Raw genomic sequence first — 16,210 nt, forward strand, 5'->3', positions numbered from 1 at the left:
CTTAGAGAAATCGACGGTGGTTTTTTATTGCCTTTAAAATATTCTAATTCAGTATGCACTCAGCGAGGCAAGGTTAACCTTTGCGCAAATTTACTATATTTAAAGCACAGCTATGTCTCTTACGAAGTTAATTTTACCCCTCAGTTTTTTGTCTATCTTGGCTGCGTGTATTAGTCAACCTGTCGTTACCACAGCTAATGGCGAGCGTACTCAGTTAGGGAAAGCCTCTTATTACGCTAATAAATACCATGGCCGCACAACGGCAAATGGCGAAACCTTTAATCAAAACGCTGCCACTGCTGCACATTTAGAGTTTGATTTTGGTACTAAGGTAAAGGTAACTAACTTAGCTAACAATAAATCGGTAATCGTAAGAATAAACGATAGGGGCCCTTACGTTAGAGGGCGGGTTATTGATTTATCGTTAGGTATGTTTAAAAAAATAGCCGACCCTAAAGTCGGCGTTATTGATGTCTCAATCAGCGTATTAAAAACGGGTGGTTAGCGACACATATTCCTGATGTTTTTCGCTAAGCTCTTTGTGGTTACCTTGCGCTACAAGTTTGCCATTTTCTAGCCAAATAATGTTATCCATTTGCGCTAGAAGAGCAGGGTCGTGGGTAATTGTAAGTACGCTTGAGTCACTCATTACGTGCATAATGGCGTTCATTACGGTTTGCTTAGATTGGTTATCTAGCCCTTCAGTGGGTTCATCAAGTACTAAAATAGCGGGGTTTTGTAATAAAGCCTGCGCAATCGCTATACGCCTTGATTGCCCTTGGGATACGCTTCTGCCGCCTGTTCCTAAACGTGTTTTTAAACCTTCTCGTAGCTCATTAAACCAAGGCTCTAGCTGTGCAAGGTTAATGGCTTCAAGCATTTCTTCTTTTGTAGCGTTTGGCTTTGCATAACGCAAGTTTTCACTTAATGTACCATCAAAAATATGATGTTGCTGCGCTAATATATTTATAACGTTTGCTCGGCTGTCACTGCTTAGTGAGTGAAGGTCTTGCGCGTTATTATGGTCACCTAATGTAATACTACCTTGCTGAAGTGGCCATAAACCGGTTAGCAAATTAACTAAGGTGGTTTTACCGCTCCCGCTTCGACCTACAATGGCTACTTTTTGCCGCGATTTAAGCATAAAACTGACATTAGTTAATGCGTTATGCTCATCGTATTTATAGCTAATGTTATTAAGTGTTAGCGCAATATTATTTTTATCAAACTGAGCATCAATTAATGCGCTACGATGATTGCTCTGATCAGATGCTTTATCTTGGAGGGTAAATAACCGCTCTGCGGCTTTTAGTACATTAGGCAGCTCTATAAATGCATTGGGCAGAAGTAATACGCTTTCAAAGCTTGCTAATACAAAAAGGGTTAACATGGCAAGTTCTACGTTAACCATGGAATTAGTATAAACCAATGGGGCTATCGTCACTATGCTAGCTAACATGGCCATTTGTACTATTAATAGAGTCAGTCCATCTGCATTTGCTAACGCCTTATGACGAACAAATAATTGTTGGTTGTACTGCTCGTTTAATCTATCGCATTTATTTAACTGCTCAGTACGGGCTTGATAAATACTAAGCTCTCTGAGGCCTGTTAAGGTATCTGATAATTCGGCCCGTAACTGTGCACTAAGGTGTGTTTCTTTGTGACTATTTTTTGTAAGTGAAGCACTTAAAAGCGCAGGTATGACTACGCCAATTAATAAAATTCCCATAAAGCAAATGAGTGCTACATTTGCATTATAAGCAGACATGAAAAGCAAAATGATTGGCACGCTTAACAAAGCAACCATCATGGGCATTAACACGTTCAAATAAAATTTATCGAGTGCGTCAACATCGTTCTGTAGTCGATTCAGTAAATCAGCGCTGCGGCTCATGGCTAAATCAACATTGTTGAGCTTACTGAGTGTTGCAAACATATTTACGCGAATTTCACTCAACAATAAAAAAGTCGCATTATGAGTAACTAAGCGCTCAGCATAACGAGAAGCCGTTCTTACGATAGCTAAAAAACGTATTGTGCCAGCGGGTGTAAAATAGTTCATTTGCACGCCAGCAATACCTGCAGCTGCCATAGATGCTAAAAACCAGCCTGAAATAGCCAGTAGGCCAACGTTCGCAAGCACCGTAATTGTTGCTAACAGCGTACCCAGTAGCATGGCTTTATAATGAGGGCGGCAGAGCTTTATCAATCTAATAAAGTTACTCATCGGAACCTCCTTGCTTAGCGGCATTTAGCAAATTATAAAACACGCCATGTTGAGTGCTTAGTTTTTCAAAGCTACCTTGCTCAGTGACCTTACCCTGGTCCATTACAATAATATTGTCGGCGTGTTTTACAGTGTTTAATCTGTGTGCGATTACCAGTACTAAATTGTTTTTAGCGTACATATTAATGGCGTGTTGAATGTGTTGCTCTGTTTGGCTATCAAGGTGCGCTGTTGGCTCATCAAGCATTAATATAGGGGCGTTTTTTAAAAATGCCCGAGCAAGTGCAATACGTTGCTTTTGCCCTCCAGAGAGTCCTTCTCCTTGCTCTCCTATTAACGTATCAAACCCAGAGGGTAGGGTATTTATAAACTCAAGGGCGCCTGCTTGTTGCGCTGCTTGCTCTAGCTCTTGCTGTGATGCGTCTGTTTTGGCTAATTTTATGTTAGCGCCAATGCTATCGAAAAATAGTGTTGGATTTTGTGGTATCCACGCAACTTGATTCTGTAGTTGGGTAATATCGTTTGCTGCTAATGGCAATCCGTTAATATAAATACAAGGTATTACTTGGGGGTGAAAACCCAGCAGGCAATCAAATAAAGTACTTTTCCCTGAGCCACTGTTACCCACAACTGCAACCAAGCCTTTCTTTGGTAGGCTTAAGGTGACATTGTGTATGCCTTCGTTACTGTCAGGGTAAATGTAGGTTAAGTTTTTAATGTTTATTGAATCAATAGTATCAGACGTGGTGTATTCGGTTGTATTGTTAACTAGTTCAGTATCTTGATTGGGTAAGGGGGCATTTAAAATAGTCACCATGTCAGCAGCGGCGCTAATACCTTGCAAGCGAGCATGATAATGGCTTCCTAATTGACGAAGCGGTAAATAAAACTCGGGAGCTAAAAGCAGCACAACAAAGCCAGTAGAAAAATCAAGTGTGCCAAAAAAAAGCCTAAAACCAATAATTACAGCCACTAAAGCCACACTGATTGTGGCTAAAAACTCTAAGGCAAAAGACGATAAAAACGCAATTTTTAACACGCCTAGCGTAGTATGCCTAAAGTCATCAGAAATTTTAGCTATTTGTTTTAATTCGGTTTGCGTGGCATTAAATAGTTTTAACTGGGTTAACCCCTGTACTCTGTCAAAAAAGTAATTACCAAGAACAGCAAGTTGTTGCCAACGCTTTTGATTTAACGCTTCTGCTTTTGATCCAACTAAAATCATAAAAAAAGGGATAAGCGGAGCTGTTAATAAAAATATTAATCCCGCTTTATAATCGGTCGGAAAAATAACAACCAAGATTGCTAGTGGAATAAGGGCACTGTAAGCAACACCAGGCAGGTATTTAGCGTAATAGTCGTGAAGTTCTTCTACACCATTGTGCAATGTATTTAAAGTTGCACCTTGACCGTGTTGCTCAATATAACTAGGGCCCAGAAAGCTTAATTTAGTTAACAGTGTTTGGCGCATAGCCGACTTTATTTTAAGGGCAGCAAAAGCACTTAGCCTTTCACTTAGCGCTAAAAAAATAGCGCGAAGCAAAACAATACCTGCTAATGGCCACAGCAAGTGAGTGACTTCACTTAAGCTACTACCTTCAAACATTACGTTATGAATAGCCTGAGCGAGTAAATATGCTCCGGCAATCATTAAAATAGCGTTAAAAGTACCCAGTGCAATACTGAGCTTTAACCATAATGAGGCGGGTTTACTTTGTGTTTTTAAAAAAGCGCGCAGTGTTTGTTGCTGCGCGCGATTTGGTCGGGGGTTAGTCGTCATTGTTGGTCGAGTTAGCCTCGTTCAATAAATCATGCATCGGTTGTTCATCATCAGCAATGCTGTTTTTATTTTGATGAAATTCGTACCACATTACATTTATTACCCCTAAGGTACAGGCTAAAAGTACACCTAAAATCCAAGCAAAATACCACATAGTTCAGTCTCCTTAGTAGCTGCCGTGAGTGTTAGTTTCAATTTCTTCTACGGTTACTCTGCGCCACATTTTTACATAACACCACGTGGTGTAGGCTAAAATTAATGGTACAAAAATGGCCACGGCTACAAGCATAATGTTAAGCGTTTTATGGCTCGAAACGGCATCCCAAATTGTTAAGCTAATATTTGGGTTGTTAATTGATGGCATAATAAATGGGAATAATGAAACGCCCGCCGTCATAATGACACCTACTAACATAAGTGCAGTCGAAATAAGCCCTAACGCTGGTTTATTGAGCTTTGAAAATACTAATGCACTCAATGCCATAGCAAACGCTAGAACAGGGAAGGTTACTGTCCATGCGCGCTCAGTGTAATTATTTAGCCAAGCGCCTTTTGCTGTGGTAACTACTTTAGCGAGCGGATCAGCATGGCCTTGAGTATCGCCCATAGACACAATTTGGTAGCCGCTTAAATTAGCCACCCAAAATCCGGCCGCGGCAAATAAAACAATAAATGCAATCAATGCATAACGTCCGTATTGGCCAGAGCGCTCTGCAACCGCATCTGCTGAGCGAAGTTGTAACCACATACCTGCATGTGCAATAAGCATAGCTATACTAATTAAACCAGCGAGGAGTGCAAATGGGTTTAACAAGCCAAAAAACGAACCTTGGTAACTTACACGTAATAAATTATCAATATTGAATGGTACACCTAAAAACAAGTTACCAAATGCTACACCAAATACTAAAGCCGGAATTGCGCTACCTGCAAATAATCCCCAATCCCAGTTATTACGCCAGCGCTTAGAATCAATTTTAGAGCGGTAATCAAAACCAAGAGGTCTAAAAAAGAGTGCAAATAGCACCAGCATCATGGCAAAGTAAAACCCCGAAAAAGCGGCCGCATACACCATTGGCCAAGCCGCAAATAATGCTCCGCCTGCGGTGATAAACCAAACTTGGTTACCATCCCAGTGTGCGCCAATTGTATTAATTACAGTGCGTCGTTCTAAATCTGTTTTACCAACTAGGCGAAGGAGCATAGCAACCCCCATGTCCATACCATCGGTAATTGCAAAGCCGATTAAAAGGATACCAATGATCAACCACCACAACATTTTTAATGTTTCATAATCAAAAATCATGATTATTCTCCTTTTGCTTGTGTGTTGTTTGGCAGCTCAAAATGGTATTTACCAGTATGTAATGAGCTAGGGCCTTTTTTAATAAAGTGAATCATTAACCAGCCTTCAACAATGGCAAGGCCAGTGTAAAAAATGATGAAGCCCGTTAAGCTAATTAAAATGTCATTGACCGTTAATGACGACGTTGCTAAAAAAGTCGGTAGTATTTCAGAAATAGCCCAAGGTTGGCGTCCGTATTCTGCAACGATCCAGCCAAATTCAATCGCAATCCATGGCAATGGAATACTTAACACTGTAGCCCAAAGTAACCAGCGTTTTTGCTCAATAATACGGTGTGCATTGTAGTAAAATGCTAATACAAACACAGCAAGCATAGCGACACCACACGCAACCATAATCCTAAACGACCAAAACATGGGGCCTACTTTTGGGAACGAATCTTTCACTGCTTTTTGAATTTGCTCTTCTGTGGCATCAACAACATCAGATGTATATCGTTTAAGCAACAAACCGTAGCCTAAGTCATCTTTTACTGCGTTAAATTTAGCAATGTTTTCAGGCGTATCTTCGCCGTTTCTTAGTTTAGTGAGATAACCATAGGCAATCATGCCGTTACGAATACGTATTTCATGCTTCTTCTCTAAATCAGAAATACCCGTAACTTTTTCGTCAAGTGAGCGTGTAGCAATAATGCCCAGTGCATAGGGTATTTTTACAGCTGCATGGGTTACTTGCTCTTCAGAGTCAGGAAAACCAAATGCAGTAAACGCAGCGGGCGCTTCTTCTGTGTGCCACTCGGCTTCAATAGTTGCTAATTTTACTTTTTGAATTTCGCCTACTTCATAGCCTGATTCATCACCAAGTAAAATAACACATAAAATTGAGGCTAAACCAAACCCTGAAGCCACTGAAAATGAACGTTTAGCAAATGCTAAATCGCGACCTTTTAGAATGTACCAACTACTTATACCTAAAACAAACATAGACGCGGCGACATAGCCTGCAGATACCGTGTGAATAAACTTAACCTGTGCAACAGGGTTAAATACCAGCTCTGCAAAGCTGGTCATTTCCATTCGCATAGTTTGGTAGTTAAATTCAGCACCTACTGGGTTTTGCATCCAACCATTAGCAATTAATATCCATAATGCTGATAAGTTTGTACCCAGTGCCATTAAAAAGGTAGCGCCTAAATGTTGACGTTTAGAAAGTCTATCCCATCCTAAGAAGAACATACCCACAAAGGTTGATTCTAAAAAGAATGCCATTAACCCTTCAATAGCCAGAGGGGCACCAAATACATCCCCCACATAATGTGAGTAATAAGACCAGTTAGTGCCAAATTCAAACTCCATAGTGAGGCCTGTGGCAACACCAATGGCAAAGTTAATACCAAATAACTTACCCCAAAACTTAGTCATATCACGATAAATTTCGCGACCAGTCATAACATAAACTGATTCCATAATAACTAAGATCCAAGTCATACCTATTGTTAACGGTACAAATATGAAGTGAAAGAGTGCGGTAACAGCAAACTGTAGTCGCGATAGATCCACAAAGGTTTCATCTATCATTTTATGCTCCTTGAATGTGACGGATTAACTGGGCAATGAGTTATTAGCAGAGTTAATGATTAAATGAACTTTCAGTAATTACTGAAAGTTTGTAATATTATTCACAACTACACAATACTTGTCAATATATATTAGTAAAACTTAATATATAATTTATATGCTACATCAGTATTAAAAATAAATAACAATAGAGATTATATTTACAGTGAAAAAACGAGTTATTTAAAGCGTTTAAACACATACCAAAACGCGGTAAACTAAACTCATGACGCCCGATTAAAATATGAACTAAAAAGCAAATGATGAAAGAAAAAAAACAACTACGAATAGGTATAGTGGCAGGCGAACTGTCGGGCGATATTTTAGGCGAAGGCCTAATAAAAGCATTAAAAGTACATTTTCCAGATGCCACCTTTGAGGGGATTGCAGGACCAAAAATGCAAGCTCAAGGTTGTAAAACTCTATACGATATGGATGAGCTGTCTGTAATGGGCTTGGTTGAAGTACTTGGGCGTTTACCGCGTTTACTGAAAATTCGTAAACAATTGGTTCAACATTTTATAGATAACCCACCCGATGTATTTATTGGAATAGACGCTCCTGATTTTAATCTTCGCGTTGAAAAACCTTTAAAAGATGCAGGCATTAAAACAGTTCAATACGTAAGCCCTTCAGTTTGGGCATGGCGAGAAAAACGTATTCATACTATTAGCGCAGCTACTAACTTAGTACTTGCACTATTGCCGTTTGAAAAAGAATTTTACGACAAGCATCAAGTACCGTGTACGTTTGTAGGGCACACATTAGCAGACGATATAGCGCTTGAGCACGACGATAGCCAAGCACGTGCAAAACTAGGCTTAAGTCTTGATGACAAAGTACTGGCATTATTGCCAGGTAGCCGAGGCTCCGAAGTGGGCTTACTGAGTGAAACCTATATAAAAACAGCGCAGCAACTTCAAGCTCAAAACCCAGACCTTAAAATTGTGGTTCCACTGGTAAACGAAAAGCGCAAAGCGCAGTTTACTGATATTTTAAATGCTACAGCGCCTAGCCTTAATGTTAGCTTGCTAGATGGGCAATCTAAATTAGCAATGCAAGCGGCAGATGCCATTTTACTTGCGTCTGGCACAGCCACACTCGAAGGCATGCTGTATAAAAAGCCAATGGTTGTTGGGTATAAAATAAAACCATTAAGCTACTGGATTTTTAAAACCCTGTTTACCTTTAACATTAAATATTTTTCGTTGCCAAATTTATTGGCCGATGAAGAATTAGTGCCTGAATTTTTACAAAGCGACTGTAATGTTAAAAACTTAACTCAAGCACTTACCCCAATGCTAGAAACAGACAATAGACAATTAAAAGCACGTTTTTTAGAAATTCATGAAAACATTAGATTAAATGCCAGCGAGCAAGCAGCCAATGCCGTAGCGGAGTTAATACATGCAAATTGAACGACCCAATGTAACCTTAATTGCCGGTGTTGATGAAGTAGGGCGAGGCCCGCTTGTTGGCGATGTTGTTACCGCAGCAGTAATACTTGACCCAACTAAACCAATAGCGGGTCTAGCCGACTCTAAAAAATTAACAGACAAAAAGCGCCAAGCATTAGCCACCGAGATAAAAGAAAACGCATTATGTTATGCCTATGGCCGTTGTAGTCCATCAGAAATTGATGACTTAAACATTTTACACGCTACCATGCTTGCTATGAGCCGCGCAGTGGAAGGACTAAGCACACAGCCTGAGTTTGTATTTATAGATGGGAACCGTTTACCAAAACTCACTATGCCTGCTCAAGCGGTTGTTAAAGGCGATAGCCTAGTTGCCGAAATATCAGCAGCCTCTATTTTAGCCAAAGTAGCGCGTGATGATGAAATGCTTGAACTTGATAAACGCCACCCGCAATACGGGTTTGCAGGGCATAAAGGTTACCCAACTAAAGCGCACTTTGCAGCACTTGAGCAGTACGGTGCAATAGATGAACATCGTAAAAGTTTTAAACCCGTGCAGCGTGTACTTATGCAAGCGAAAGGCGAGGCAAAATAATGGCAGCACCTGATTTTGTACATTTAAGGGTCCACTCAGACTTTTCGATGGTTGATGGCTTAGCTAAAACCAAGCCAATAGTCGCTAAGGCGCAAGAGCTAGAAATGCCCGCGATTGCTATTACCGATCAAATGAACTTTTGTGGATTAGTTCGCTTTTATGGCGCTACCCATAATGCCGGTATAAAGCCGATTGTAGGTGCTGATTTTTGGCTGCGCAGCCCTGAATTTCCGGATGAGCCATGTCGCATTACAATTTTAGCTAAAGATAATGTAGGTTATAAAAATATAACGCTATTAATTTCTGAGGCGTATCAGCGTGGTCATGTATTTCATCGTCCAGTAATTGATAGAGAATGGTTAGCTAATCATAAAGAAGGATTAATTATTCTCTCAGGCGCAAAAGACGGTGATTTAGGTAAAGCATTATTAAAAAATAATCCGGGCGTTATAGAAAGCGTAATTAGCTTTTACAAGCAGCACTTTAGCGATCATTACTATTTAGAGCTTGTACGAACTAACCGCCCGCTCGAAGAAGATTATCTGCACATGGCAGTGGCGCTTGCAGCTAAAGAGCAGCTGCCCGTTGTTGCAACCAACGAAGTGGTATTTCTAAAACCTGAAAATTTTGAAGCGCACGAAATTCGTGTAGCTATATTTGATGGCTACACACTTGATGACAAACGCCGTCCAAAACGTTTCTCAGAAGAACAATACCTAAAAACGCCTGAGCAAATGGCTGAGCTATTTAGCGATATACCTGAAGCACTGCAAAATACGGTAGAAATAGCTAAGCGCTGTAATGTGACTGTAAAGTTAGGCGAATACTTTTTACCAGATTATCCAACAGGCTCTCTTAATATTGATGAGTTTTTGGTTAAAGTGTCAGAAGATGGCCTTGAAGAACGACTCCAGTTTTTGTTCCCTGACGAAGAAGATAGAAAAGTAAAACGTATTGAATACGATGAACGTTTAGCCGTAGAGCTTGGCGTAATCAACCAAATGGGTTTTCCGGGTTACTTCTTAATCGTAATGGAGTTTATTCAGTGGAGTAAAGATAACAATATACCGGTAGGTCCAGGGCGAGGATCGGGTGCGGGTTCATTAGTGGCGTACGCACTTAAAATTACTGACCTCGATCCGCTGGAATTTGACTTGCTTTTTGAGCGATTCCTAAACCCTGAACGTGTATCAATGCCCGATTTCGACGTCGATTTTTGTATGGACAGACGCGACGAAGTAATTGATCACGTATCGGCATTGTATGGGCGTGATGCGGTATCACAAATTATTACCTTTGGTACTATGGCCGCAAAAGCGGTAATACGCGATGTAGGTCGTGTACTTGGTCATCCTTATGGTTTTGTTGATCGTATTTCTAAACTGATCCCAGGCGATCCGGGAATGACCCTTGCCAAAGCCTTTGAAGTAGAGCCGCGTTTGCAAGAAGCTTACGATGGTGACTCAGAGGTAAAAGATTTAATCGATATGTGTCGCATCCTCGAAGGGTGTACGCGTAATGCCGGTAAACATGCCGGTGGTGTTGTAATATCGCCGACCACCATTACCGACTTTGCTGCACTTTATTGTGACGATGAAGGTAAATTTCCGGTAACACAGTTTGATAAAAACGACGTAGAAACCGCGGGCCTTGTTAAGTTCGATTTCTTGGGTTTACGTACCTTGACCATTTTGCAGTGGGCAGTGGATATGACCAACGTGCGTATGCAGCGCGAAGGCAAAGACCCTGTTGATATAAACACTATTCCACTGGATGATAAAAAAAGCATAGAGCTATTACTGCGCGCCGAAACAACCGCGGTGTTTCAGCTAGAATCGCGCGGCATGAAAGATTTAGTACGCCGCCTTAAGCCCGATTGCTTTGAAGATATGATTGCATTAGTAGCCTTGTTCCGCCCAGGTCCATTGCAATCAGGCATGGTAGATAACTTTATCGACCGAAAACTGGGTAGAGAGGAAATTTCATACCCAGATGCGCAGTACCAACACGAAAGCTTAAAACCAATACTCGATCCCACTTACGGCATTATTTTGTATCAAGAACAAGTAATGCAAATAGCGCAGGTACTCGCAGGCTATACGCTGGGTGGTGCAGATATGTTACGCCGTGCAATGGGTAAGAAAAAACCTGAAGAAATGGCAAAGCAGCGTTCAACGTTTGAAGATGGCGCGCGTAATAATGGTATTGATGGCGAACTGGCGATAAAAATCTTCGACTTGGTAGAAAAATTCGCAGGTTATGGTTTTAATAAATCTCACTCAGCAGCGTATGCACTGGTTTCGTACCAAACCTTATGGATGAAAACGCACCACCCAGCTGAGTTTATGGCTGCGGTAATGTCTGCCGATATGGATAACACCGACAAAATAGTAATTTTGGTAGATGAATGTGAAAACATGAAACTTACCTTATTGCCGCCCGATGTAAACGCCGGTGAATTTAAGTTTACGGTAAACCTGCAAGGCGAAATTGTTTATGGTATTGGCGCAATTAAAGGTGTAGGTGAAGCGCCAGTAGACGCTATTTTAGAAGCGCGCGCAAAGGGCGGCCCGTTTAAGGATTTATTTGATTTTTGTGCTCGCGTTGACTTAAAACGTCTAAATAAACGAGTCACCGAAAAATTAATTTATGCCGGTGCACTTGATAAGCTTGGGCCAGAGAAAACCCAAGCTGGGCGTGCAACATTACTGGCAAGTTTAAAAGACGCTATGCGCGCGGCCGATCAGCACAACAAGGCAGAGCAACTTGGACAAAGCGATTTATTTGGTTTATTGGCTACTGAGCCAGACGAAGTAGAGCAAGCCTTTATTAAGGCCACGGGCCTGACCGACAATGAATGGCTTGAAGGTGAAAAAGATACCCTAGGCCTTTATTTAACTGGGCATCCGATAAATCAGTATCGCAAGGAGCTTAGGTATTACACCAGCGGAAAGCTGATGGATTTACAACCAACTAATCGTGATGTACTCTCTACAGCCGCTGGTCTAGTTATTTCAGCGCGGACCTTAATTAATAAAAAAGGCAACCGTTGGGGCTTAATAACTTTAGATGACAAGAGCGCCCGTATTGATGTACGCTTGTTTCCAGAACAGTTTGAAATGTACCAAGAAATGCTTCAAGTTAACAATATCTTGGTAATATCTGGACAGGTCAGCTTTGATAACTTCTCCGGTGGCATTACAATGACCGCCAGAGAAATAAACACCATTGCTCAAGCGCGTGAAAAACGTATTAAAGCGATTAAAATGACGCTGAACATGGTGCAAATCGAGGCAGGTTTCTTCGATAAATTACAAAAAGTACTCGAACCCTATAAAATGGGAACGTGTCCGATCAAGGTTTATTACCAACGCCCAGATGCGTTGGCGCAATTAACCCTAGGGATCGAATGGTGTGTCACGCCGAGCGACGACTTGATTCACAAGTTATCACTCATGGCGGCACAAGATGTAGAACTAGAATTTAACTGATTAGGTAGTTTAGAGCATGAGCCTCAATTATCTTGATTTTGAGCTTCCGATTGCAGAATTAGAAGCAAAAATTGAAGAATTACAAAGCATAAGCCGCGCTGGCGAATTAGACCTTGAGCTAGAAGAGGAAGTCAGCAAATTAAAAGAAAAAAGTGCTAAGCAAAAAGAGGAAATATTCTCAAATTTAGGCGCTTGGCAAGTATCGCAGTTAGCGCGTCATCCGTTGCGTCCTTATACTCGAGATTATATCGAGCGCATTTTCACGGAGTTTGACGAGTTTGCAGGCGATCGTACTTTTGCTAACGATCCGGCTATTTTAGGTGGTGTTGCACGTTTAGATGGCGAACCCGTTATGGTTATTGGCCAACAAAAAGGCCGCGATACAGCTGAAAAAATTAAACGCAACTTTGGTATGCCAAAACCAGAAGGCTACCGTAAAGCACTTCGCTTAATGGAAATGGCTGAGCGTTTTAAAATGCCAATAATGACCTTTATCGATACGCCAGGTGCATACCCTGGTGTTGGCGCTGAAGAGCGTGGTCAGTCTGAAGCAATTGCACGTAACCTTAAAGTAATGGCGGCGCTTAAAGTGCCAACTATTTGTACGGTTATTGGTGAGGGCGGCTCAGGTGGTGCATTAGCGATTGGTGTTGGTGACAGAGTTAATATGTTGCAATACAGCACGTACTCGGTAATTTCGCCAGAAGGCTGTGCCTCTATTTTATGGAAAAGCGCAGACAAAGCGCCACTTGCTGCAGAGGCTATGGGCGTAACCGCTGAGCGCGTTAAAGAGCTAGATTTAATCAACAACTTAGTTGATGAGCCTTTAGGTGGTGCACACCGTAACTATGATGCGATGGCACGTAACTTAAAAACTCGTTTAAAACGTGATTTAGCAGACTTACAAGCGCTTTCGCTTGAAGACATGCTTGATCAACGTTACAAACGTTTAATGTCGTTTGGTTACTGCTAATAAAAGTAACTATTACATTAAATGTTAAAAAAAGCCGCTTATGCGGCTTTTTTGTTTTAAAATACTTCTAACACAAATTTTATAGCGTATTGCATGCAATCATCAGCCATCTATCAACACGTTAAACACGCTCTAGAGCACTTTTTTAAGCAACAACAGTTTAATTTTACTGTTGCGCTTTCGGGTGGGGTCGACTCAGTTGTATTGTTACATGTAATGCACGTGCTAAAGCAAGAAATGCCAAAGCTAAAGGTAAGTGCAATATACGTTAATCATGGCTTAAGCGAATACGCTAATGACTGGCAGGCTTTTTGCCAAAACCTATGCGTTAAGCTAGATATACCGTTTAATACCGCGCAGGTAACAATAAGCCGGCAAAAACGAACAAGCCTTGAAGCGCAGGCACGTGAGGCACGTTATAAAGCACTTGATGAACTAAGCGCACCGCAAAGTGTTATTTTATTAGGCCAGCATTTAAACGATCAAATAGAAACGTTTTTACTGCGTTTAAAGCGTGGCTCGGGCTTAAAAGGGTTAGGTGCAATGCAAGCAATGCGTGAACTACAAAGCGGGCGAATATGCTACAGGCCGCTTTTAAACATTGCGCGCAGTGATATAGAGCACTTTGCCACAGCGTTTAATATTACGCACATAACTGATGACTCAAATACCGATGAGCGTTTTGATCGTAACTTTTTGCGTGCACGTGTAGTGCCTGAACTGGCTATGCGGTTTAAAGGTTTTGAACAGTGTGCTGGGCGCAGCATTGATTTATTGCAGCAACAACAAGCGCTACTTGATGAGTATACTCAAATTGATTTAAGCCAAAGTTTAAATGACCAGCAAGCATTGTGTATTAGCCAAATAATTCATTATAGCGACGTGCGCATAACAAATGTGGTTCGTGCGTGGCTTAGCTTATTTACCCAAGTAATGCCATCTCAAAAGCAGTTGTCACAAATTATTAATCAGGCAATAAACGCTCAGGCCGATGCTAAAATTCAAATTGACTTAGTTGATGGACAGGTTAGGCGCCACCAAGGGTATTTATACTTCGTAACTCAAAAAAACATTGTGAATGATGACAAGTTAATTACTCATGAACTCACTCTCAACGATGGCCGCGTATTAACAAAGCAAAGAGGTGCAGGAATAAGAGCGCCGCATGCCAATGAGCAGGTTTCAGTAAGATTTAATTATAACAGCGCTCGTATAAAGCCTCTTAAAAAGCCCGGAAGTAACAGCGTAAAGCACTGGTTTAAGGACGCAAAAGTAGCGCCTTGGCTTCGAAGTCAAGTGCCGCTTATTTTTTATAATGACGAGCTAGTACAAGTGGTTGGCTATTTTGTAAGTGAAAAACATTATGATGAAAATGGTATTTATTGGGAGTGTAAATAAATGAGTAAACAGCCACATGTTGGATTATCGCTAGTCAATAAAGCGCCACTAGGCATACTATTTACAGCCCTAATAGCGATAGTTGCTAATGTATTGCTTGATTTGAACATTGTCACTTTAGCGTATGCTATTTTAGGCGGTGCTATATCAGCGGTTATATTAATGGCGTATTGGTTAGGTAAAGGCGGCATATTTTTTATATTAGGGGTGAGTTTACCGCTCGTTTTAGTGTTATTTACGCCTCTTGATACCGCCACAGCCTTAATAAATTTAGTGAGTGGTTACTTTTTTGGTTTTTGTGTGGCACTGACAATTTATAAATTTTTACCTGCAAAGTCTATTAAGCAATAGGGCAACGGTTTTCATAAAAAAGGCTTAGCGGGGGAAGCTAAGCCTTTTAAAAAAGCCTTATAATCAATATGCTTTAGCGCAGTTTCTGCCAGACGCTTTTGCTTTGTACAAGCCTTTATCTGCGCGAGAAAAGATTTCTATATCGCAGTCATTACTCATTGCTAAGGTATAGCCAATACTAACCGTAACTTCATGCTTTGACATTAAGCTAGATTGCTTTACAAATTGCATTATACGTTCAGATACAACCTGATTAGTTTTGAATTCAGGGTCTTCTATGAGTATTGCGAATTCATCGCCACCAAACCTAAATACGGTATCAGTAGCGCGTATACTTGAATTTAATACCGTTGCAAATTCTTTAAGTGTATCGTCGCCAATTTTGTGGCCAAACTTGTCATTTACCTGCTTAAAATTATCTAGATCAAGTAACATTAAGCTGAAAGGGCGCTGATAGCGGCGACAATTTTCGAGCTTTTGAGATAAAATGTCATTAAATTGACTACGGTTGTTCAAACCCGTTAATGAGTCTTTTGTCGCCAATTTAAGTACGCGGCTATACATCATTGCATTACGTAGTGGGTAAACCAGCGCAGAGTGAAGCGAGCGTAACTTGCTTTCAATTGCTTTGCCTAAAGGGTATTTACTAAAGTATATAAGTTGCCCTAAGTGCTCTCTTCCAATCGTTAAGTCAAAAATATAGGGCGTGCTATTAGTATCGCTTTCAGACGTTTGTGCAGTGCCAAGCGTTGATTGAAACTGCAATCCCGTAAAGTTTAAAAGCTTTTTTGTAAATTTTGCGTATATGGCCAATACATCTTCAATAACTAAACTAGTTTGAAGCTCAGCGACTAACTCGTGTGTTGCCGTTGTTTCATTATTTGGTGTGTGTTCAGCCGAAAACGGCAAAAAGTCGCCGCGACCAGAGACACGTTGCGTCAAAATATGGACATTTTCCATTAAATTCTCCCCCGAGAGTGTTGCTTTGCAAATATTAAGCGATTTTTGTGCCATATTTTAAAATTAGCTTAAAAACAATTGCTTGCTATAGT

The 16,210-nt window shown here is 40.9% G+C and carries 13 protein-coding genes; 7 read left to right on the forward strand and 6 right to left on the reverse strand.

Annotated elements, in window-relative coordinates; genetic code table 11:
* The first annotated feature begins 112 nt into the window (after positions 1-112).
* A complete protein-coding gene (locus R0J88_RS08745) occupies positions 113-505 on the forward strand; it encodes a septal ring lytic transglycosylase RlpA family protein (protein ID WP_410899681.1) in 393 nt (130 codons plus the stop codon).
* On the opposite strand, the gene cydC is transcribed toward R0J88_RS08745, so the two are convergent.
* The 5 genes from cydC to R0J88_RS08770 are packed head-to-tail and all read right to left on the reverse strand — an operon-like array spanning position 488 to position 6,893.
* Entirely contained in the window at positions 488-2,230 is a 1,743-nt protein-coding gene (gene cydC, locus R0J88_RS08750; protein WP_410899682.1) for a thiol reductant ABC exporter subunit CydC, read from the reverse strand. The genes R0J88_RS08745 and cydC overlap by 18 nt on opposite strands.
* Positions 2,223-4,010, reverse strand: a complete 1,788-nt coding sequence (gene cydD, locus R0J88_RS08755) for a thiol reductant ABC exporter subunit CydD (RefSeq protein WP_410899683.1) — start codon at positions 4,008-4,010, stop codon at positions 2,223-2,225. Before cydD ends, cydC begins: the two co-directional genes overlap by 8 nt.
* On the reverse strand, positions 4,000-4,164 hold the full coding sequence (gene cydX, locus R0J88_RS08760; RefSeq protein WP_006793620.1) for a cytochrome bd-I oxidase subunit CydX: 165 nt from the start codon (positions 4,162-4,164) through the stop codon (positions 4,000-4,002). The genes cydD and cydX overlap by 11 nt, the downstream gene beginning before the upstream one ends.
* 12 nt (positions 4,165-4,176) lie before the next feature.
* Positions 4,177-5,316 carry a cytochrome d ubiquinol oxidase subunit II gene (gene cydB, locus R0J88_RS08765; protein WP_410899684.1) on the reverse strand — a complete coding sequence of 380 codons (1,140 nt, stop codon included), beginning with the start codon at positions 5,314-5,316 and terminating at the stop codon, positions 4,177-4,179.
* A gap of 2 nt (positions 5,317-5,318) precedes the next feature.
* Positions 5,319-6,893 (reverse strand): cytochrome ubiquinol oxidase subunit I, encoded by a 1,575-nt coding sequence (locus R0J88_RS08770; RefSeq protein WP_410899685.1) that lies wholly within the window; start codon positions 6,891-6,893, stop codon positions 5,319-5,321.
* A 299-nt stretch (positions 6,894-7,192) separates the two neighbouring features.
* On the opposite strand from R0J88_RS08770, the gene lpxB reads away from it, so the two are divergent.
* The 6 genes from lpxB to R0J88_RS08800 all read left to right on the forward strand — a co-directional run bounded on the left by lpxB (position 7,193) and on the right by R0J88_RS08800 (position 15,158).
* Positions 7,193-8,350 (forward strand): lipid-A-disaccharide synthase, encoded by a 1,158-nt coding sequence (gene lpxB, locus R0J88_RS08775; RefSeq protein WP_410899686.1) that lies wholly within the window; start codon positions 7,193-7,195, stop codon positions 8,348-8,350.
* A complete protein-coding gene (gene rnhB, locus R0J88_RS08780; protein WP_010557170.1) occupies positions 8,340-8,945 on the forward strand; it encodes a ribonuclease HII in 606 nt (201 codons plus the stop codon). The genes lpxB and rnhB overlap by 11 nt, the downstream gene beginning before the upstream one ends.
* Positions 8,945-12,436, forward strand: a complete 3,492-nt coding sequence (gene dnaE / locus R0J88_RS08785) for a DNA polymerase III subunit alpha (protein ID WP_410899687.1) — start codon at positions 8,945-8,947, stop codon at positions 12,434-12,436. Before rnhB ends, dnaE begins: the two co-directional genes overlap by 1 nt.
* Before the next feature lie 16 nt (positions 12,437-12,452).
* Positions 12,453-13,409 (forward strand): acetyl-CoA carboxylase carboxyl transferase subunit alpha, encoded by a 957-nt coding sequence (gene accA / locus R0J88_RS08790; RefSeq protein WP_006793614.1) that lies wholly within the window; start codon positions 12,453-12,455, stop codon positions 13,407-13,409.
* Between the two features lie 93 nt (positions 13,410-13,502).
* On the forward strand, positions 13,503-14,807 hold the full coding sequence (gene tilS / locus R0J88_RS08795; protein WP_410899688.1) for a tRNA lysidine(34) synthetase TilS: 1,305 nt from the start codon (positions 13,503-13,505) through the stop codon (positions 14,805-14,807).
* On the forward strand, positions 14,808-15,158 hold the full coding sequence (locus R0J88_RS08800; protein WP_058429484.1) for a hypothetical protein: 351 nt from the start codon (positions 14,808-14,810) through the stop codon (positions 15,156-15,158). It begins immediately after the preceding gene.
* Positions 15,159-15,221: 63 nt separating this feature from the next.
* Here R0J88_RS08800 and R0J88_RS08805 read toward each other — a convergent pair whose 3' ends face one another.
* The gene (locus tag R0J88_RS08805) at positions 15,222-16,118 is read right to left on the reverse strand and encodes a GGDEF domain-containing protein (protein ID WP_006793611.1); all 897 of its coding nucleotides are present in this window, start codon (positions 16,116-16,118) and stop codon (positions 15,222-15,224) included.
* Between the last annotated feature and the right edge of the window lie 92 nt (positions 16,119-16,210).

The organism is Pseudoalteromonas sp. SIMBA_162, assembly GCF_046535955.1.
Taxonomy (GTDB): Bacteria; Pseudomonadota; Gammaproteobacteria; order Enterobacterales; family Alteromonadaceae; genus Pseudoalteromonas; species Pseudoalteromonas marina.

Bases quoted from the DNA above. Each gene is read 5' to 3' on its own strand.
- rnhB (WP_010557170.1), top strand. From the start codon at position 8,340: ATGCAAATTGAACGACCCAATGTAACCTTAATTGCCGGTGTTGATGAA.
- lpxB (WP_410899686.1), top strand. From the start codon at position 7,193: ATGATGAAAGAAAAAAAACAACTACGAATAGGTATAGTGGCAGGCGAA.
- R0J88_RS08805 (WP_006793611.1), bottom strand. From the start codon at position 16,118: ATGGAAAATGTCCATATTTTGACGCAACGTGTCTCTGGTCGCGGCGAC.
- cydX (WP_006793620.1), bottom strand. From the start codon at position 4,164: ATGTGGTATTTTGCTTGGATTTTAGGTGTACTTTTAGCCTGTACCTTA.
- tilS (WP_410899688.1), top strand. From the start codon at position 13,503: ATGCAATCATCAGCCATCTATCAACACGTTAAACACGCTCTAGAGCAC.
- cydD (WP_410899683.1), bottom strand. From the start codon at position 4,010: ATGACGACTAACCCCCGACCAAATCGCGCGCAGCAACAAACACTGCGC.
- cydB (WP_410899684.1), bottom strand. From the start codon at position 5,316: ATGATTTTTGATTATGAAACATTAAAAATGTTGTGGTGGTTGATCATT.
- dnaE (WP_410899687.1), top strand. From the start codon at position 8,945: ATGGCAGCACCTGATTTTGTACATTTAAGGGTCCACTCAGACTTTTCG.
- R0J88_RS08800 (WP_058429484.1), top strand. From the start codon at position 14,808: ATGAGTAAACAGCCACATGTTGGATTATCGCTAGTCAATAAAGCGCCA.
- cydC (WP_410899682.1), bottom strand. From the start codon at position 2,230: ATGAGTAACTTTATTAGATTGATAAAGCTCTGCCGCCCTCATTATAAA.
- R0J88_RS08745 (WP_410899681.1), top strand. From the start codon at position 113: ATGTCTCTTACGAAGTTAATTTTACCCCTCAGTTTTTTGTCTATCTTG.
- R0J88_RS08770 (WP_410899685.1), bottom strand. From the start codon at position 6,893: ATGATAGATGAAACCTTTGTGGATCTATCGCGACTACAGTTTGCTGTT.
- accA (WP_006793614.1), top strand. From the start codon at position 12,453: ATGAGCCTCAATTATCTTGATTTTGAGCTTCCGATTGCAGAATTAGAA.